The following is an 18,886-nucleotide window of genomic DNA, read 5'->3' on the forward strand; positions in this document are numbered from 1 at the left end:
CGGCCCACTAGAGTGGGTGCCAGGCCGGGCCGACCGGTCCCGAGCCCCGACCGCCCGCGAGGAGCCGTCCGCATGTCCCGTCCAGGAGGGGCCGAACCGCTGCGTCCCCGCGCAGCCCTGCGTACTGCCGTGGTCTGGGAGGTTCTGCGCGAGGCGCTGGACCGGCAGGCCAAGGCCGCCGGCCGGGACGTGCTCGACGTGCTCGACACGGGTGGGGGCACCGGCAACTTCGCGGTGCCGGTCGCCAGTCTGGGCCACCGCGTCACCGTCGTCGACCCCAGCCCCGACGCGCTCTTCGCCCTGGGGCGGCGCGCCGCCGAGGCCGGTGTCACCGAGCGCGTCCACGGTGTCCAGGGCGACGCCCACGGGCTCCTGGACGTCGTGCCCGCAGGCAGCCAGGACGTGGTGCTCTGCCATGGCGTGCTGGAGTACGTGGACGATCCGGCCGAGGGCATCCGCAACGCCGTCGGCAGCCTGCGCCCCTCCGGAACCCTGAGCCTGCTCGCCGCCGGCCGCCACGGGGCCGTGCTCGCACGCGCCATCGCCGGTCACTTCACCGAGGCCCGGCACACCCTCGACGACGCCGACGGCCGCTGGGGCGAAGGCGATCCGATGCCGCGCCGCTTCACCGCCGACGAACTGACCGGCCTGGTCGCCGACGCGGGCCTGCGGGTCGGCGCGGTGCACGGCGTACGGGTCTTCGCCGATCTGGTCCCCGGCGTCCTGGTGGACACCGAACCGGGCGCCCAGGAGGCACTCCTGCGACTGGAACTCGCCGCCGCCGAGCAACCCGCCTTTCACGCGGTGGCCACCCAACTGCACGTCCTGGCCGAGCGCGGCTGACACCGTCCCCCGGGCCGGGGCCCCTTACACCTTCCGGTCACCCAGCGGGAGGAGTCCGTCACACGCCCCCCGAGATGCGGTTCCGGGCCGTATGCTGGCATGACGTGGCGTTCGACGGGGAAAACCTCCCCCGTCGGATTGGCGCAGTGGGGCGGGTTTCACGGGGGCGATTCCCTGCCTATCCTGGAAGGGTCGTAACGGTCGCTCCCCCGCGACCGACGAGTAGGAGGACTCCGTGCCGCTCTCGGAGCACGAGCAGCGCATGCTCGAGCAGATGGAGCGAGCGCTGTACGCCGAAGATCCCAAGTTCGCGTCGGCGCTTGAGGGAAGCGGGCTGCGCACCTACACCAGGCGGCGGGTCTACCTGGCTGTGGCGGGCTTCCTGGTGGGCATCGGGCTGCTGATGGCCGGCATGATCGCCCAGCAGCCGTGGATCAGTGTCGTGGGCTTCCTGGTCATGCTCGGCTGTGCCGTCCTCGCCGTCACCGGCTGGCGTCGCGCTGCGAGGCCGGGCTCCACCGCGGCCCCTGCGGGACACTCCCATCCGGGCAATCCGGGCCGCGCGCGTCGTCAGCCGCGCCGCGGGATGATGGACCGCATCGAGGAGCGGTGGCAGCGCCGCCGCGACGAACAAGGTCAGTGAGCCACGGACCACCGAATTCCACCGTCTTCCACCTTCTTCGCCCATGGGGGCGGGATCCCGACCGGGACCCGCCCCCATTCGCGTCCCGGTCGCCGGCCGGCGGCGCGCCCGCAAACGCTGATGCCCCCGGGCGGCGCCGCCCCCGCACGCGGCGCAGGCGGGTCAGGCGAACCGTCACCGGTCGTGGAGGTCCGGGAGCGGGAAAGGGGCGGCATTCCCCTGTCGGGAATGCCGCCCCTTCGCCGTGTGCGGGCTCGCCCGCCCCGCTAGGGGGTGCCGCGCCGCAGCGGCCGGCGCATCGCGTCACCGGCGCTCCGGAAGCGGTCGGAGGCGCGCGCGGTCCAGGCTGTCCGGGCCTCGCCGATCTGCCACAGGAGACGTACCGCCGAGCGCGGCAGCATCAGTGCCCGCAGCCGGGTGAAACGGTCAGCGGACCGCCACAGGCCGTCCATCACCAGGTGCACATCGGCCGCGCTCGCCGTGGCCGAGGCCGGCCGCGGCGAGAACAGGGCCTGCTCCACGGCGTCGCCGAGCCGCCGGGCCGCCTCCTGTGATGTGTCTTCCAGCCCACCGTCCCGGACGAGCCGGGCCACCACGGCGCGCGGTGTCTCGGACTCGTTGGGCCGCAGGCCGTAGTCCCAGGCCGTGTCGAGGAGGTCCTGCCAGACCGCCAGGGTGCGCGCGCCCTCACGGGCGCCCGGGTCGGAGAGGTCCCGTCCGGTCAGCCGCAGCCACGCCTTCTCGGTCGCCGGGTCGTGCCTGCCGGTCAGCCGCCGCGTCCGCACCCGGTGCCGCCACAGCAGCGGCACGAGAAGCAGGAGGACCGCCAGCGCGAGCACGCTCCCGACCGCGAACCAGACATTGCCCAGCACGTCCCGCACGCCCTGCCAGAAACCGCCGGCCGGGGGGCCGCTGTCGGCGGACCCGGCCAGTGGGTCGCAGTTGCCGAGCTGGACGTCCTTGGCCGGGCAGGCCGGCGTGGCGGTCGGGCCGTGGGCGGGGGCGACGGTCGCGTCCTGCTGGGGGGTGTCCGGGGCGGCACCGGCCGGGTCCGGGGCCGTGGTCTCCGCGGTGTAGTCCGGGGTGGTGCCCCGGGTCGGGGTGGGCTCGAAGCGGGTCCACCCGACGCCCTCGAAGTACAGCTCGGGCCAGGCGTGCGCGTCCTTCAGCCCCACCGAGTACGTGCCGTCCGATTGGGGCGTGCCCGGGGTGAAGCCCACGGCCACCCGGGCCGGGATGCCCAGCGTCCGGGACATCGCCGCCATGGTGAAGGCGAAGTGGATGCAGAAGCCTTCCTTGTTCTTCAGGAACCGCGTGATCGCCTGCACACCCGTGCCGGAGCGCACCGACGTGTCGTACGTGAAGGCGCCCGAGGTGAACCAGCGTTGCAGCGCAACGGCCCGCTCGTAGTCGTTGGTGGCGCCCTTGGTGATGTCCAGCGCGGTGCGGTTGACCTCGTCGGGCAGGGAGTCCGGCACCTTGGTGTACTCCGCGAGCAGCTTCGCCGGGGCCGGCGGAGCGGCGGCCAGTTGCTGGGCCGTCGGCTGCAGCCGCAGGCTGGTGACCTCGTAGCCGGCACCTGAGGTGCTCTGCCCGCGGTCGCCGATGATGGTGCGGCCCTCCGGCTCGTACCGCCAGCGGCCGTCGACGTGCACTTGCTGGGCGGGGTAAGGCATCGGCAGCCACATCTGCACATAGCCGCGGTCGGCCACGACCGAGGTCTCGGTCAGCGAGGTGGCTATCTGCGGACCGAGCCCCTGCGGGACGGGCAGCACCTTGGGAACGTCGGTGAGGGCGCGCTGGGAGGGCTCCCACTTGTCGCCGGTGAACCGGTCGAGGGAGACGATCCGCAGATACATGTCGCCGGTCGCCTGGCTGTTGGTGCGATAGCGGAGCACCTCGCGGTCCTGGGGCTGGTTCAGGTTGTCCTGCAGGGCGACCACGGGGTTGACCGCGGCGATCGTCCCGCCGCCCCCGCCGCCCTGGCCCGCGCCCGTCGCCTGGAGCAGCCCGCCGCCCAGCCCGGGTGCCAGGCCCGCCAGGAGCGCGACGCCCAGTGCGACCGCCCCGATGCGGTGCCCGGTGCGCACCGGTGCCAGCGCGCCGCCGCCCGACAGCGCCGCCGGGCCGCTCCCGTTGCGCGGCGCCCCGCCCGGCCCGCCGAAGATCCGGCCCCAGCGCGAGAGCCGGTCCCGGCCCTCGGCGAGCAGGAGCAGCAGATAGCCCACGCCGGCGAGCAGGAAGAGCCACCACTTGCTCTCGCCCCCGGACAGCCCGGCCGCGACCGAGTACAGCGCCAGCAGCGGCAGCCCCGCCGGGGCCGCGCTGCCGTAGGTGACCGCGAGCCCGTCCACGACCAGCCCGATCACCACGACGCCGCCCACCAGCAGCAGCCGGATGCCCTCGGTGACCGGCGCCGGGATCGCGAACTGACCCACGTCCTGCACGCCGGCCGTCAGCAGCCGCCCGAACTCGGTGAAGGCCGGGGGCCCGGGGAACACCCCGAGCACGGCCTGGTCGTGGACGAAGAGCACGGTCAGCGCCAGCAGCGACACGATCGCCTGCGCCGCGATCGTCAGCGGCCGGGCCAGCGGCACCCGCCGGGCCGCGGCGCCGACGCCGGTCTGCAGCAGCACCAGGAGCATCGCCTGAAGCACCCACGAGCTCGGTGTCGCCAGGGGCGTCAGCGCGAAGGAGGTCAAAACCGTCGCCAGCGCCGCGAACGCCGCGATCCGTCCGCGTCCGCTCATCATCGGGTTCCCGCCTCCTCTTGGGCGCGGCGCCGGTCGGCGCGCTGCCACAGCTCCGCCAGACCGTCACCGTGGGAGACCGGCAGCACCGTCCAGCCGGCCTCTTGCAGCAGCCGCACGCCGCGCGCGCTGCCGTCCCGGGCGCTCTCCGCACCCGCCGGCGGGTCCGGCAGGTCCGCGCCGATGTACGCGTCGTCGGTGTCCGACCCGCCCCAGGCCTCGCGGCTCATCAGGAAGGCGACGGCGCCGCCGGCCCGCTGGCGCATCCGGGCGGCCATTGCCGCCTGCTCCTCGTCCAGGTCGCCGAAGAAGGCCACGAGCAGCCCCTCGGTGCCGGCCCGCAGTACGTCCTGCGCGCGCGACAGCCCCGCGCCGTCGGAGTGGTCGATCACGGCCAGCGTGTCCAGCAGCACTCCGGCCGCGTCCGAGGTGTCCGAGCCGAAGCCCTCGTGGCCGGGCACGGTGCCGCCGTTGTCGGTCAGCAGCCGCACCGTGTAGCCGCGCCCCAGCATGTGCACCGCGACGGACGCGGCTCCGGAGACCGCCCACTCGAAGGCCGAGTCCGGCCCGGCCCCGAAGTAGGCGAGTGCCCGGGTGTCCAGCAGGACGGTGCAGCGGGCCCGGTGCGGCTGCTCCTCGCGGCGCACCATCAGCTCGCCGTACTTGGCGGTGGAGCGCCAGTGCACGCGGCGCAGGTCGTCCCCGTAGCGGTAGCCGCGCGGGATCACGTCGTCCTCGCCGGCCAGCGCCAGCGCCCGGGTGCGGCTCTCGCCGTAGCCGGAGGAATCGCCCTTGAGTTTCACCGCGGGCAGCGGCTCGACCCGGGGCACCACCGTCAGCGTGTCCTGCGCGCTGAAGGAACGGGTGAGCTCGCACATGCCGAAGGGGTCCGTCAACCGCAACTGCAGCGGCCCCAGCGGGTAGCGGCCCCGCAGGTCGGAGCGGACCCGGTAGGAGACCTCCCGGTGGCCGCCGGGCTCCACGCGGTCCAGCACGAACCGCGGCCGGGGGCCCAGTACATAGGGCACCCGGTCCTGGAGCATCAGCAGCCCGGTGGGCAGCCGCGACACGTTGTCCACCCGCAGGTGCACCCGGGCCTCGGACATCGCGGGCACCCGCGACGGCGTCAGCCGGCGGCTGCCCGCCACGCGGTACCGCGTCCGGTGGAGCACGGCCACGCACAGCAGCGGCAGTACGGCCAGCAGCAGGCCGACGCGCAGCAGGTCGGTCTGGCCGAGCACGAACGCGCAGACCGCGGCGGCCACGCCCGCCGCGAGGAAGGAGCGGCCACGGGTCGTGAGACCGCCCAGGGCGGCGCGGAGGCCGCCTTCACGCTCGGTCACGTGATGCCTCCTGCGCCCCGCCCCGTCTCGGACTCATCGGCTGCCGTAAGGGTCGGGTACCGGGGTGCGCTGCACGATCTCGGCGACGACCTGTTCCGGCGTGCGCCGGTTCAACTGTGCCTGCGCCGTGGGCAGCAGACGGTGCGCCAGGACCACGGGGGCCAGGGACTGGACGTCGTCCGGGAGGACGAAGTCCCGCCCGTCCAGGGCCGCCGCCGCGCGTGCGGCGCGCACCAGGTGCAGCGTCGCGCGGGGGGAGGCTCCCAGGCGCAGGTCGGGATGGTCGCGGGTGGCGGCGACCAGGGAGACGGCGTAGTGCCGTACCGCGGCCGACACGTGCACGGTGCGCACCGCCTCGACCAGCTTGACGATCTCGTGGGCGTGCGCCACCGGCTGGAGGTCGTCCAGCGGGCTGGCACCGGAGTGCACGTCCAGCATCTCCAGCTCCGCCTCCAGGCTCGGGTAGCCGATGGACACCCGGGCCATGAAGCGGTCCCGCTGCGCTTCGGGCAGCGGATACGTTCCCTCCATCTCCACCGGGTTCTGGGTGGCGATGACCATGAAGGGACTCGGCAGCGGGTAGGTGCTGCCGTCGATGGTGACCTGGCGTTCCTCCATCGACTCCAGCAGCGCCGACTGCGTCTTGGGCGACGCGCGGTTGATCTCGTCGCCCACGACGATCTGCGCGAAGATCGCGCCCGGCTTGAACTCGAAGTCGCGGCGCTGCTGGTCGAACACGCTGACGCCGGTGATGTCGGACGGCAGCAGGTCCGGTGTGAACTGGATGCGCCGGACCGAGCAGTCGATCGACCGGGCCAGCGCCTTGGAGAGCATCGTCTTGCCGACGCCGGGGACATCCTCGATCAGGAGGTGTCCCTCGGCGAGCAGCACTGTCAGGGCAGTCCGTACGACCTCGGGCTTGCCCTCGATCACGTTCTCCACCGACCGTCGTACGCGGTCCGCCGTGGCGGTCAGATCGCTGAGGCTTGCTCGCGACTCATAGGTCGTCACCCGGTTCTCCTCGGCCCGTTCCTAGGGTCGCGGCCATTCCTGGACCGGCCCTCCCCGTGTTTACGGAGCATTCTCTCCTTCAACTATGCTCCGCGTCACTCGGCTTCCGTTACTCGTTCGTGATTTCCCGCAGCAGGCCCGTGTGGACGTCGAAGACAAATCCCCGCACATCATCCGTATGTGCCATGAACGGTGAGGTCCGCACACGCTGTATGGACTGCCGGACGTCCTGTTCCACGTCGCGGAACGCCTCCACCGCCCAGGTCGGGCGCTGGCCCACCTCGTCCTCGAGCTCCGTGCGGAAGTCCTCGGTCAGCGACTCCAGGCCGCAGCCGGTGTGGTGGATCAGCACCACCGAGCGGGTGCCGAGGGCGCGCTGGCTGATGGTGAGCGAACGGATGGTGTCGTCGGTGACCACGCCGCCCGCGTTGCGGATCGTGTGGCAGTCGCCGAGCTCCAGGCCGAGCGCGGCGTGCAGGTCGAGCCGGGCGTCCATGCAGGCGACCACGGCGACCTGGAGGACCGGCCGGGCGTCCATGCCGGGGTCGCCGAACCGCGCAGCGTACTTGCGGTTCGCCTCGACCAGGCGATCGGTGACGGAAGAGGTGCCGGTGGCGGCGTGGCCCGCCGGCTGCTGCGCGTTTGTCGACATGGGACGACCGTAGACGGCGTGGGGCCGACACACCCGCTGCCGGGTCCGGCAAAACTCGGTCAAACCCCGCAGTGTGAGGTAACCCACAGGCGCCGGCGCGGATCGCCCATGCGAGTGATTCCGATGCGGCCGCACCCCTGTACGCCCGTGCCGGGGCGGGCTTCTCGTTGACCGTGGGGCCCGGTGGAGTAAAGTGGCGCGAAGTGGGTCGCCAGCCAGTGGCCGGTCAAGCGGGAGGTGCGGATGTTCCTCGGGACGTACGCGCCGCGGCTGGACGACAAGAGCCGGCTGGTCCTGCCTGCGAAGTTCCGCGAGCAGCTCGCCGACGGCCTGGTCATCACCAAGGGGCAGGAACGCTGCCTCTATGTATGGCCCGTGGCAGGCTTCCGCGCCTTCACCGAAGAGCTCGGCAGGGCGCCGGTCACGTCGAAGGCGGCTCGCGACTACATGCGCGTCCTGTTCGCCGGGGCCCACGACGAGGTGCCCGACAAGCAGGGTCGTGTCACCCTCCCTCAGCCCCTGCGCGACTACGCCGGCCTGCACCGGGACTGCGCCGTCATCGGCGCCAACACCCGGGTCGAGGTGTGGGACGCGGCCGCCTGGGAGGAGTACCTGACCGCCCAGGAGGACGCTTTCTCCGCGTTGTCGCAGGAGGTGCCGCCCGGCCTATTGTGACCCCGCCCGTCCCGCCCCACCCGAACCGTCGACAGGAGCCGCGCGCACTCGCTGATCTAGCCTGATGGCTCACGTACGCGTACGTGACACTCGGCCTCCTCCCGCTCCCCGGTCCGCTGGCACTCCTTCCCCGGCGCCAGAGGTCCGTCCACGAGCGGGCGGGGACCCAGTGGTACGTCCCCGGAAGTACTTGAGAAGGGCCCCATGAGCACCACCCCCTCCGAGCCACGCCACGTCCCGGTCATGCTGGACCGCTGCCTGGACATGCTGGCCCCCGCCCTCGGCGCCCCGGGCGCGGTGGTCGTGGACGCCACCCTCGGCCTCGGCGGGCACAGCGAGGCCCTGTTGCGGCGCTTCCCGGAGGCCCGGCTCGTCGCCGTGGACCGCGACCCCGCCGCGCTGAAGCTGGCGGGGGAGCGGCTCGCCCCGTACGGCGACCGGGCCACCCTCGTGCACGCTGTCTACGACGAGCTGCCCGAGGTGCTGGAGCGGCTCGGCGTCCCCCGGGTGCAGGGCATCCTCTTCGACCTCGGCGTCTCCTCCATGCAGCTCGACGAGGCCGACCGCGGCTTCGCCTACGCCCAGGACGCGCCCCTGGACATGCGGATGGACCAGAGCAAGGGCATCAGCGCCGCCGAGGTGCTCAACACCTACCCGCCGGGCCAGCTGGTCCGCGTGCTGCGCGAGTACGGCGAGGAGAAGTTCGCCCGCAAGATCGTCGAAGCGGTCGTCAGAGAGCGGGGCGGCCGGCCCTTCTCCCACAGCGCGCGGCTGGTCGAGCTGATTCGGGAGGCGCTTCCCCAGGCCGCCAAGCGCACCGGAGGCAACCCGGCCAAGCGCACCTTCCAGGCGCTGCGCATCGAGGTCAACGGCGAGCTGACGGTGCTCGAGCGGGCGATCCCGGCCGCCGTCGCCGCGCTCGCGGTGGGCGGGCGGATCGCCGTGCTGTCGTACCACTCGCTGGAGGACCGCCTGGTCAAGGGCGTCCTCACGGCCGGTGCCGCGACCACCGCGCCCCCCGGGCTGCCGGTCGTTCCCGAGGAGTACCAGCCCCGGCTGAAGCTGCTCACACGTGGCGCCGAACTGCCGACGGAGGACGAGATCGCCGCCAACCGCCGGGCGGCCCCCGCCCGGCTGCGCGGCGCCGAGCGGATCAGGGAGGCCCGGGCATGAGACGGCGCACGGCGGCACGGTCGCCCTTCGTCCTGCTGATCGTGCTTCTGCTCGGCGGCGGCCTGATCACCCTGCTGCTGCTCAACTCCGCGGTGAACCGGGACTCCTTCAAGCTCAGCGAGCTGCAGAAGGAGACCACGCAGTACACCGACGACGAGCAGGAGCTCCAGCAGGAGGTCGACCAGTACTCCGCCCCGGACGCGCTCGACCGGGGTGCCCGCGAGCTCGGCATGGTGCCCGGCGGCAACCCGGCCTTCCTCGCCCCCGACGGCTCCGTGCTCGGCGACCCGGGCAACGCGAGTGACGCCCCGGTGCCCCTGCCGTCCTTGAGTACCGCCCCGGCCGCGGTGGCCCCCAGCGGTTCCGCCGCCGCCTCGCTCGGGCCGGCGCCCTCCGTCAGTCCGCCCGCGAGCCCGTCCGCCGGGTCGTCCGCCAGTCCGTCCGTCACCCCTCAGGAGACGCCGTGACCCCCGCCCCCGTACCGGGACGCCGGCGCACCCCGCTGTCCCGCGCCGGTGAAGGTACCGCCGCGTGGTGAGCCACGACGGCGAACCGCCGCGCAGGCGGCCCGTCCCAGGCGCCGGCCGCGAGGCGGCGGGGCGCCGCCAGCCCCCGCGCGGCGGCGGGCGCAGGCCCGTTCCGCCCCGTGAGGCGCACGCCCGCGGCAACCCCCCGCCGCGGCAGCGGGGGCGCCGTCCTGCACCGCGGGGACCGGTCTCGCCCTCCGGGGCGGCGCTGCTGCGGCTGGGCAGACCCCGCCCCCGGCTGCGGCTGGTGAGCCTGGCGCTCACCCTGGTGATACTGACCTTCGTCATCCGGCTCTTCCAGGTGCAGGCCGTCGACGCGGCGACATTCACCGCCAAGGCCGAGATCAACCGGAACTTCAAGGCCACGCTGCCCGCCGAGCGGGGCACGGTCACCGACCGCAACGGCATCGACCTTGCCACCACCGTCGACGCGTACGACATCACCGCCGACCCGCTGCTGTTCACCCCCGAGTACGCCAAGGTCAAGGACGGCCCGCAGCGCGCGGCCGAACTGCTGGCCCCGATCGTCGACGGCGACGCGCAGACCATCGCCAAGCAGCTGGCGAACTACCCCAAGTCGCGCAACGAGATCATCGCCCGCCAGCAGTCGCCGCAGGTCTGGAACCAGATCAAGGACCTGCAGAACGCGCTGGCCGACAAGGCGGCCAAGGGCGACGGCGGCAACTACCTGGCCGGCGTCTTCCGTCTGCGGCACAGCAAGCGGGTCTATCCCGCCGGGGACCTCGCCGCCGGCGTCATCGGCTGGGTCAATGCCTCCGACGTCGGCGGCGGCGGCCTGGAGAACAGCCTCAACAAGCTCCTGGCCGGCAAGGACGGCACGATCACCTACGCCCAGTCCGGAGGCCGCCGGGTGCCCACGGCCAGCGTGCGCGAACGGGCCGCGGAGCCCGGCACGGACGTGGAGCTGACCCTCGACCGGGACATCCAGTGGGCGGCGCAGCGGGCCATCACCGACCAGGTCGCGGAGTCCGACGCGGACCGCGGCTACGTCGTCGTCCAGGACACCCGCACCGGGCAGATCCTCGCCATGGCCAACTCACCCGGCTTCGACGCCAACGACCTGTCCACGGCGGACGCCTCGGCGCTGCACAACTTCGCGATCGAGGACGCCTACGAGCCCGGCAGTGTCAGCAAGCTGATGTCCATGGCCGCCGTGCTCGACGAGGGTGTCGCCACCCCGCAGACCCATGTGACCGTGCCGGGCACGCTGCCCCGCGCCGACCGGGTCTTCCACGACGACGTGGACCACGGCACGTGGTATCTGACGCTCAACGGCGTGCTCGCCAAGTCGAGCAACATCGGCACGATCCTCGCCGCGGAACAGCTCGGCAAGAACCAGAAACAGGCCAATCGCGTCCTCTACTCCTACTTGAGCAGATTCGGGATCGGGCGGCCCACCGGGCTGGACTTCCCCGGAGAGACGCCCGGGATCCTGGCGAAGCCGGACGACTGGAACGCGTCCCAGCAGTACACGATCCCCTTCGGGCAGGGCCTGTCGCTGAACGCCGTCCAGGCCACCTCGGTCTACTCGACCGTCGCCAACGGCGGCGTCCGGGTGGAACCCAGCCTGGTGCGCGGGACGACCGGCCCCGACGGCCGGTTCGTGCCCGCCGCCGAGCCGAAGAAGACCCGGGTGGTCAGCACGAAGACCGCCCGGACGCTCGCCACGATGCTGGAGTCGGTCGTCGGCAGCGAGCAGGGCACCGGCGTCAAGGCCCGGATCGCCGGGTACCGCGTCGCGGGCAAGACCGGCACGGCCAACCGGGTGGACCCGGACACCGGCACCTACAGTGGCTACACCGCCTCCTTCATGGGCTTCGCGCCGGCGGACAAGCCCCGGCTCACCGTCTCCTGCGTGATCCAGAACCCCACGCGCGGCAGCTACTTCGGCGGCCAGATCTGCGGCCCGGTCTTCAAGCAGGTCATGGAGTTCGCCCTGAAGTCCCTGCGGGTGGCGCCGAGCGGTACGCGGACGCCGAGCCTGCCGGTCGAGTGGGGCTCGTCGAAGTCGTGAAGGGGCGTGAGGGACGTGAACGGCGTGCGGGAGGAAAGGGGACGGCGGACATGACCGAGGACGGTCCCGCCGCGGCGGGCACGCACGGTGGTTCGGCGGACGCGGAGCGTGCCGGGCATCCCGGCGGGCGGAGTGCCGGGCGGGAACCGGCGCGGAGGCCTTTTGGCCCCGGGCCCGGCCCGGCGGGTACTCTCACCGCCGTGTCACTCGCTGATCAGTCCCCCACACCCGACCAGCCCCAGCCGGGCGCGCCCCGCCCGACCCGGGTCCGCCCCAAGTCGCCCGCGGATCTGGCCGCGAGGCTCGGCGCGCAGCCTCCCGCGCAGGACGCCGCCCCCATCACCGGGATCACCCACGACTCGCGCGCCGTCCGCCCCGGCGACCTTTACGCGGCCCTGCCCGGGGCCCGCTTCCACGGCGCCGACTTCGCCGCCCAGGCGGCCGATCTCGGTGCCGCGGCGATCCTCACCGACCCGGCGGGCGCCGAGCGCGCCGCCGCGACCGGACTGCCCGTCATGACCGCCCCGGACCCCCGCTCCGCGATGGGTGAACTGGCCGCCGAGATCTACGACCGGCCGGGCGAGAACCTGCTGCAGATCGGCATCACCGGCACCTCCGGCAAGACCACGACCGCGTACCTCGTCGAGGGCGGCCTGCGCGCGGTGCACGGCACCCGCACCGGCCTCATCGGCACCGTGGAGTCGCGGATCGGCGACGAGCGGATCAAGAGCGAGCGCACCACGCCCGAGGCCACCGACCTCCAGGCGCTGTTCGCGGTGATGCGCGAGCGGGGCGTCGGGGCGGTGGTCATGGAGGTCTCCAGTCACGCCCTGGTGCTGGGCCGGGTGGACGGCGCGGTGTTCGACGTCGCCGTCTTCACCAACCTCAGCCCCGAGCACATGGAGTTCCACTCGGGGATGGAGGACTACTTCCAGGCCAAGGCGCAGTTGTTCACCCCGCGCCGCAGCCGGCTCGGCGTGGTCAACCTCGACGACGAGTACGGCCGCCGGCTGGCGCGTGAGGCGCAGGTGCCGGTGACGACCTTCTCCACCGAGGGCCACCCGGACGCGGACTGGCGCGCCGAGCACGTCGAGATCGGCGCGCTGCGCTCCACGTTCACCGCCGTCGGGCCCGGGGGGCGGCGTGTGAGTGCCGTCTCGCCGCTGCCCGGCCCCTTCAACGTCGCCAACGCGCTCGCCGCGATCACCGCCCTCGCGGTGGCCGGGATCGACCCGCAGACGGCCGCCGACGGCGTGGCCGCCGTGCCGGGCGTCCCGGGCCGGCTGGAACGGGTCGACGCGGGCCAGCCGTACCTGGCGGTCGTGGACTACGCGCACAAGACCGACGCCGTCGAGTCGGTGCTGCGGGCACTGCGCAAGGTGACCAAGGGCAGCCTGCACATCGTGCTGGGCTGCGGCGGCGACCGCGATCAGACCAAGCGCGGCCCGATGGGCGCCGCCGCCGCACGGCTCGCCGACACCGTGGTGCTCACCTCCGACAACCCCCGCTCCGAGGATCCGCTCGCGATCCTCACCGCGATGCTGTCCGGTGCCGCCGGGGTCGCGGCGCACGAGCGGGGCCACGTCATCGTCGAGCCGGAACGGGCCGCCGCCATCGCGACGGCCGTCGCGACGGCCCGGCCCGGCGACACCGTACTGGTGGCCGGCAAGGGCCATGAGCAGGGACAGGACATCGCCGGAGTGGTACGCCCCTTCGACGACCGAGAAGTACTCCGCGCGGCCATCGGGCACGCCGCGGGCACACCAGCGCAGGAGAAGGACCAGGACCAGCTGTGATCCCACTCACCCTCGCCGAGGTCGCCCAGGCGGTCGGCGGGAGCACGTACGACATACCGGACCCCGGCCTTCGGGTCACCGGGTCCGTGGAGATCGACTCCCGTCAGGTGCAGCCGGGCGGGCTGTTCGTCGCCTTCCAGGGCGAGCGCGTGGACGGCCACGACTACGCGGAGCGGGCCGTCGCGGCCGGCGCGGTCGCCGTACTGGCCGCCCGGCCGGTCGGTGTGCCCGCGATCGTCGTGGACGACGTCCAGCTCGCCCTCGGCCGGCTTGCCCAGCACGTCATCGACCGGCTCGGCGCGACCCTCGTGGCGCTGACCGGCTCGGCGGGCAAGACCAGCACCAAGGACCTCATCGCCCAGGTGCTCCAGCGGCTCGCCCCGACCGTCTGGACCCCCGGCTCCCTCAACAACGAGATCGGGCTTCCCCTCACCGCGCTGCGGGCCGACGAGTCCACCCGGCACCTGGTGCTGGAAATGGGCGCCCGCGGCATCGGCCACATCCGCTACCTCACCGAGCTGACCCCGCCGCGCATCGGCCTGGTCCTCAACGTCGGGACCGCCCACATCGGCGAGTTCGGAGGCCGCGAGCAGATCGCCCAGGCCAAGGGCGAAATGGTCGAGGCACTGCCGGAGGCCGCCGAGGGCGGCATCGCCGTGCTGAACGCCGACGACCCCTTGGTGCGCGCGATGGAATCGCGCACCAAGGCGCGCGTCGTGCTGTTCGGAGAGGCCCCGGACGCCGAGGTGCGCGCCGAGAACGTCCGTCTCAACGACCGAGGTCAGGCGGTCTTCACGCTCACAACCCCTACCGGGTGCAGCGAAGTGACCTTGCGCCTGTACGGTGAGCACCACGTGTCGAACGCGCTCGCCGCGGCCGCCGTAGCCCGTGAACTCGGCATGCCCACCGAGGAGATCGCCACCGCGCTCTCCGAAGCCGGGACGCTGTCCCGCTGGCGTATGGAGGTCGTGGAACGGCCGGACGGCGTGACGGTCGTCAACGATGCCTACAACGCGAACCCCGAGTCCATGCGGGCCGCCCTGCGCGCGCTCGCGTCGATGGGCCGTGCCGCGGAGGCACGCGGGGGCCGCACGTGGGCCGTGCTGGGCGAGATGGCCGAGCTCGGCGGGGAGTCCCTCGCCGAACACGACGCGGTCGGACGGCTCGCCGTCCGGCTCAACGTCAGCAAGCTGGTGGCGGTCGGCGGCCAGGCGGCCGCCTGGGTGCAAATGGGCGCCTACAACGAGGGTTCGTGGGGTGAGGAGTCGGTGCACGTGTCCGACGCTGAGGCGGCGATCGACCTGTTGCGCAGTGAGCTGCGACCGGGGGACGTCGTGCTGGTGAAGGCATCGAGGGCGGTCGGACTGGAACGGGTGGCGCTCGCGCTCCTCGACGGCGCCGAGGGTGGGGGCGCTGAGTAATGAACCAAGTCCTGGTCTCGGGCGTCCTCGGCCTCTTCCTCTCCCTGATCGGCACTCCGATGCTGATCAAGCTGCTGGCCCGCAAGGGGTACGGCCAGTTCATCCGCGACGACGGCCCCAAGGAACACCACAGCAAGCGCGGTACGCCCACCATGGGCGGCATCGCGTTCATCCTGGCCACGCTCGTCGCGTACGCGCTCACCAAGGTGATCACCTCCGAGCGGCCGACGATCTCCGGCCTGCTGGTGCTCTTCCTCTTCGCGGGCCTCGGCGTCGTCGGCTTCCTGGACGACTACATCAAGATCGTCAAGCAGCGCAGCCTCGGTCTGCGCGCCAAGGCGAAGATGGCCGGCCAGCTGATCGTGGGCATCACCTTCGCGGTGCTGTCGCTCCAGTTCGCCGACTCCCGCGGGGTCACCCCCGCTTCCACCCGGCTGTCCTTCACCCAGGACTTCGGCTGGTCGCTCGGCCCGGTGATCTTCGTGATCTGGGCGCTGTTCATGATCCTCGCGATGTCGAACGGCGTGAACCTCACCGACGGCCTCGACGGCCTCGCCACCGGTGCGTCGGTGATGGTCTTCGCCTCGTACACCGTCATCGGCGTGTGGCAGTACGGCCAGTCCTGCTCCAACGTCGTCACCGCGGGGCCGGGCTGTTACGACGTGCCCCATCCGCTGGACCTCGCGGTGGTCGCGGCCGCGCTCATGGGCGCCTGTTTCGGCTTCCTGTGGTGGAACACCTCACCGGCCAAGATCTTCATGGGCGACACGGGATCGCTCGCACTCGGCGGCGCGCTGGCCGGTCTGGCCATCTGCTCCCGTACCGAGATGCTGCTCGCCATCCTCGGCGGCCTGTTCGTCCTCATCACCCTCTCCGTGGTCATCCAGGTCGGCTCCTTCCGCCTGACCGGCAAGCGCGTCTTCCGCATGGCCCCGTTGCAGCACCACTTCGAACTGAAGGGCTGGGGCGAGGTCCTGGTCGTCGTCCGCTTCTGGATCATCCAGGGCATGTGCATGGCCGTCGGCCTCGGCCTCTTCTACGCGGGCTGGGTGGCCGCGCAGTGACGTCGCCCTCCGGGCAGGAGTCCGGCGCCGTTCCGCGCACGCTGCCCGCGCACGCCGTCGAGGCGGCCCGCGCGCTGGGGCTGCCGGGCCGCCGGGTCACGGTGGCCGGGCTCGGGGTCTCCGGGATCCCCGCCGCCGAGGTGCTGGCCGCGCTGGGTGCGCGGGTCACCGTGGTGGACGGCGGCGACGGCGAGCGGCACCGCGCGCAGGCCGCCGCCCTGGAGGCGCTCGGCGTCGCCGTACGGCTCGGCGACGGCGACACCCTGCCCGAGGGCACCGAACTGATCGTCACCTCACCCGGGTGGAAGCCCGCCAGTCCGCTCTTCACCGCCGCCGAGGCGTCCGGAGTCCCGGTCTGGGGCGACGTGGAGCTGGCCTGGCGGCTGCGGGAGTCGCCCTCGGCGAGCACGGCGGCCCCCTGGCTCGCGGTCACCGGCACCAACGGCAAGACCACGACCGTGCAGATGCTGGCCTCGATCCTGCGCGCCGCGGGCCTGCGCACCGCGGCCGTCGGGAACATCGGCACCCCCGTCCTGGACGTCGTGCTCTCCGACGAGCCGTACGACGTGCTGGCGGTCGAGCTGTCCAGCTACCAGCTGCACTGGGCGCCCTCCGTGCGCCCGCACTCCGCCGCCGTGCTCAACCTCGCCCCGGACCACCTCGACTGGCACGGCTCCATGGCGGCCTACGCCGCCGACAAGGGCCGTATCTACGAGGGCAACACGGTCGCCTGCGTCTACAACCTGGCCGACTCCGCGACCGAGGCCCTGGTGCGCGGGGCCGACGTCGAGGAGGGCTGCCGCGCGATCGGCTTCGGCCTCGGCAGCCCCCGCCCCTCCGAACTCGGCGTCGTGGACGGCATCCTGGTCGACCGCGCCTTCGCCCCCGAGCGGCACACCGCCGCCCAGGAGCTGGCGGAGGTCTCCGACGTGAACCCGCCGGCCCCGCACAACATCGCCAACGCGCTGGCCGCGGCCGCCCTCGCCCGCGCCTTCGGCGTGCAGCCGGCCGCGGTTCGCGACGGCCTGCGCGCCTTCCGCCCGGACGCGCACCGCATCGCGCACGCCGGCACGGTCGACGACGTCACCTACATCGACGACTCCAAGGCCACCAACACGCACGCCGCCGAGGCGTCCTTGGCCGCGTACGAGCACATCGTCTGGATCGCCGGAGGCCTCGCCAAGGGCGCGACTTTCGACGAGCTCGTCACGGGCGCCGCCAAGCGGCTGCGCGGCGTCGTCCTGATCGGCGCCGACCGGGCCCTCATCGGCGAAGCGCTCGCGCGACACGCCCCCGAGGTCCCGGTCGTCGACCTCGACCGCACCGACACTGGGGCGATGGCGGCCGCCGTCCGCGCAGCGCGGGACCTGGCCAACCCGGGTGACACGGTGCTCCTGGCCCCGGCCTGCGCCTCGATGGACATGTTCGCGAACTACAACGTCCGCGGCGACGCGTTCGCCGAGGCCGTACGGGACCTGCGGGCCCCCGGCACCGGGCAGTAGCCGCAGGCCGCTCCGGCACGCACCGCGACCAAGGAGGGGACATGACGGCAGCCGACCACGGTGGCGCCTCCGGTTCTCGTTCCCGCAATGCGCTCGGCGCCCCCGCCCGCCCGGCGCGCCCGGCGGCGGCACTGCCCCGGCCGGGACGCGCGGGGCCGCCCGCGGCCCGCCCCCCGCGGGGCCCGTCGCGGGGGAGCGCCCTGCGCGGCGCCAAGGTGGTCTTCGACCGGGCCAAGCGGGCCTGGGACCGCCCCTTGACGGCCTACTACGTGATCCTCGGCAGCAGCCTGCTGATCACCGTCCTCGGTCTGGTGATGGTCTTCTCCGCCTCCCAGATCAAGGCCCTGGAGTACGGGCTGCCGTCCACCTACTACTTCCGCAAGCAGCTCTTCGCGGCCGTGCTCGGCACCGGGCTGCTCATCGTCGGTTCCCGGATCCCCGTGCGGCTGCACCGGGCGCTGGCCTACCCCCTGCTGGTGGGCTCGGTCTTCCTGATGGCGCTGGTGCAGGTGCCGGGGATAGGGCAGTCGGTGCACGGCAACCAGAACTGGCTCTACCTGGGCGGCCCGTTCCAGCTCCAGCCCAGTGAGTTCGGCAAGCTCGCCCTCGTCCTGTGGGGTGCCGACCTGCTCGCCCGCAAGGACGACAAGAAGCTGCTCGTCCAGTGGAAGCACCTGCTGATCCCGCTGGTGCCGATCGCCTTCCTGCTGCTCGGCCTCATCATGCTCGGCGGCGACATGGGCACCGCCATCATCCTGACCGCGATCCTCTTCGGCCTGCTGTGGATCGCCGGCGCCCCCACCCGGCTGTTCGCGGGCGTCCTGGCGGTGGCCGGCGTCATCGGCTTCCTGCTGATCAAGACCAGCGGCAACCGGATGGGCCGGCTCGCCTGCATCGGCGCCACCGATGTCACCCCCAGTGGCGGCTGCTGGCAGGCCGTGCACGGGATCTACGCCCTGGCCTCCGGCGGATGGTTCGGTTCCGGTCTCGGTGCCAGTGTGGAGAAATGGGGCCAACTGCCCGAACCGCACACCGACTTCATCTTCGCCGTGACCGGGGAGGAACTGGGCCTGACGGGGACGCTGTCGGTGCTCGCCCTCTTCGCGGCTCTAGGCTATGCGGGTATCCGCGTGGCCGGTCGTACGGAGGACCCCTTCGTCAGGTTTGCCGCGGGTGGGGTGACGACGTGGATCACGGCGCAGTTCGTGGTCAACATCGGTGCGGTGCTCGGCCTGCTGCCGATCGCCGGCGTCCCGCTCCCGCTGTTCTCCTACGGAGGCTCGGCCCTCCTGCCGACCATGTTCGCGATCGGGCTGCTCATCTCCTTCGCCAGGAGCGAGCCCGGGGCGCGGGCGGCACTGAAGGCGCGGGGGCCCGGCTACTGGCCGGGGGCAATGACACGGACAATGAGGCGGTTCGTCGCACGGCGGCCGTCCAGGGAGCGGTGAATT

The 18,886-nt window shown here is 72.9% G+C and carries 15 protein-coding genes; 11 read left to right on the forward strand and 4 right to left on the reverse strand.

Annotation, left to right across the window (positions count from 1 at the left end; translation table 11 throughout):
• Positions 1–72: 72 nt before the first annotated feature.
• Positions 73–843 carry a methyltransferase gene (locus RV983_RS26555; protein WP_475988236.1) on the forward strand — a complete coding sequence of 257 codons (771 nt, stop codon included), beginning with the start codon at positions 73–75 and terminating at the stop codon, positions 841–843.
• Between the two features lie 235 nt (positions 844–1,078).
• A complete protein-coding gene (locus tag RV983_RS26560) occupies positions 1,079–1,486 on the forward strand; it encodes a DUF3040 domain-containing protein (RefSeq protein ID WP_475988237.1) in 408 nt (135 codons plus the stop codon).
• 266 nt (positions 1,487–1,752) lie between these two features.
• On the opposite strand, the gene RV983_RS26565 is transcribed toward RV983_RS26560, so the two are convergent.
• The 4 genes from RV983_RS26565 to RV983_RS26580 all read right to left on the reverse strand — a co-directional run bounded on the left by RV983_RS26565 (position 1,753) and on the right by RV983_RS26580 (position 7,242).
• Entirely contained in the window at positions 1,753–4,236 is a 2,484-nt protein-coding gene (locus RV983_RS26565; RefSeq protein ID WP_475990466.1) for a transglutaminase TgpA family protein, read from the reverse strand.
• Positions 4,236–5,579, reverse strand: a complete 1,344-nt coding sequence (locus tag RV983_RS26570; protein ID WP_475988238.1) for a DUF58 domain-containing protein — start codon at positions 5,577–5,579, stop codon at positions 4,236–4,238. The genes RV983_RS26565 and RV983_RS26570 overlap by 1 nt, the downstream gene beginning before the upstream one ends.
• 33 nt (positions 5,580–5,612) lie before the next feature.
• The gene (locus tag RV983_RS26575; RefSeq protein WP_475988239.1) at positions 5,613–6,590 is read right to left on the reverse strand and encodes an AAA family ATPase; all 978 of its coding nucleotides are present in this window, start codon (positions 6,588–6,590) and stop codon (positions 5,613–5,615) included.
• 109 nt (positions 6,591–6,699) lie between these two features.
• Positions 6,700–7,242, reverse strand: a complete 543-nt coding sequence (locus RV983_RS26580; protein ID WP_475988240.1) for a beta-class carbonic anhydrase — start codon at positions 7,240–7,242, stop codon at positions 6,700–6,702.
• Between the two features lie 243 nt (positions 7,243–7,485).
• Here RV983_RS26580 and mraZ point away from each other — a divergent pair, with 243 nt between their 5' ends.
• From mraZ to ftsW, 9 genes are all read left to right on the forward strand, one after another.
• Complete coding sequence (mraZ, locus tag RV983_RS26585; protein ID WP_475988241.1) at positions 7,486–7,917, forward strand: division/cell wall cluster transcriptional repressor MraZ; 432 nt, start codon at positions 7,486–7,488, stop codon at positions 7,915–7,917.
• 204 nt (positions 7,918–8,121) lie between these two features.
• Positions 8,122–9,090, forward strand: coding sequence for a 16S rRNA (cytosine(1402)-N(4))-methyltransferase RsmH (rsmH, locus tag RV983_RS26590; protein WP_475988242.1), 969 nt, complete (start codon positions 8,122–8,124; stop codon positions 9,088–9,090).
• Positions 9,087–9,557, forward strand: coding sequence for a cell division protein FtsL (gene ftsL / locus RV983_RS26595; RefSeq protein WP_475988243.1), 471 nt, complete (start codon positions 9,087–9,089; stop codon positions 9,555–9,557). The genes rsmH and ftsL overlap by 4 nt, the downstream gene beginning before the upstream one ends.
• 64 nt (positions 9,558–9,621) lie before the next feature.
• On the forward strand, positions 9,622–11,652 hold the full coding sequence (locus RV983_RS26600) for a peptidoglycan D,D-transpeptidase FtsI family protein (RefSeq protein WP_475988244.1): 2,031 nt from the start codon (positions 9,622–9,624) through the stop codon (positions 11,650–11,652).
• A gap of 200 nt (positions 11,653–11,852) precedes the next feature.
• Positions 11,853–13,448, forward strand: a complete 1,596-nt coding sequence (locus RV983_RS26605) for a UDP-N-acetylmuramoyl-L-alanyl-D-glutamate--2,6-diaminopimelate ligase (RefSeq protein WP_475988245.1) — start codon at positions 11,853–11,855, stop codon at positions 13,446–13,448.
• Positions 13,445–14,869, forward strand: coding sequence for a UDP-N-acetylmuramoyl-tripeptide--D-alanyl-D-alanine ligase (locus RV983_RS26610; RefSeq protein WP_475988246.1), 1,425 nt, complete (start codon positions 13,445–13,447; stop codon positions 14,867–14,869). The genes RV983_RS26605 and RV983_RS26610 overlap by 4 nt, the downstream gene beginning before the upstream one ends.
• Positions 14,869–15,933, forward strand: coding sequence for a phospho-N-acetylmuramoyl-pentapeptide-transferase (gene mraY / locus RV983_RS26615; protein WP_389251344.1), 1,065 nt, complete (start codon positions 14,869–14,871; stop codon positions 15,931–15,933). The genes RV983_RS26610 and mraY overlap by 1 nt, the downstream gene beginning before the upstream one ends.
• Before the next feature lie 41 nt (positions 15,934–15,974).
• Positions 15,975–17,435, forward strand: a complete 1,461-nt coding sequence (gene murD / locus RV983_RS26620) for a UDP-N-acetylmuramoyl-L-alanine--D-glutamate ligase (RefSeq protein ID WP_475990467.1) — start codon at positions 15,975–15,977, stop codon at positions 17,433–17,435.
• A 41-nt stretch (positions 17,436–17,476) separates the two neighbouring features.
• Positions 17,477–18,883 (forward strand): putative lipid II flippase FtsW, encoded by a 1,407-nt coding sequence (ftsW, locus tag RV983_RS26625; protein ID WP_475988247.1) that lies wholly within the window; start codon positions 17,477–17,479, stop codon positions 18,881–18,883.
• Positions 18,884–18,886 lie beyond the last annotated feature (3 nt).

Source organism: Streptomyces sp. RLA123 (assembly GCF_056270165.1).

What these genes read in the sequence shown, in the direction of transcription:
- rsmH (WP_475988242.1), top strand. Translation starts at nt 8,122, where the DNA reads ATGAGCACCACCCCCTCCGAGCCACGCCACGTCCCGGTCATGCTGGAC.
- RV983_RS26555 (WP_475988236.1), top strand. Translation starts at nt 73, where the DNA reads ATGTCCCGTCCAGGAGGGGCCGAACCGCTGCGTCCCCGCGCAGCCCTG.
- mraZ (WP_475988241.1), top strand. Translation starts at nt 7,486, where the DNA reads ATGTTCCTCGGGACGTACGCGCCGCGGCTGGACGACAAGAGCCGGCTG.
- ftsL (WP_475988243.1), top strand. Translation starts at nt 9,087, where the DNA reads ATGAGACGGCGCACGGCGGCACGGTCGCCCTTCGTCCTGCTGATCGTG.
- RV983_RS26580 (WP_475988240.1), bottom strand. Translation starts at nt 7,242, where the DNA reads ATGTCGACAAACGCGCAGCAGCCGGCGGGCCACGCCGCCACCGGCACC.
- mraY (WP_389251344.1), top strand. Translation starts at nt 14,869, where the DNA reads ATGAACCAAGTCCTGGTCTCGGGCGTCCTCGGCCTCTTCCTCTCCCTG.
- ftsW (WP_475988247.1), top strand. Translation starts at nt 17,477, where the DNA reads ATGACGGCAGCCGACCACGGTGGCGCCTCCGGTTCTCGTTCCCGCAAT.
- RV983_RS26565 (WP_475990466.1), bottom strand. Translation starts at nt 4,236, where the DNA reads ATGAGCGGACGCGGACGGATCGCGGCGTTCGCGGCGCTGGCGACGGTT.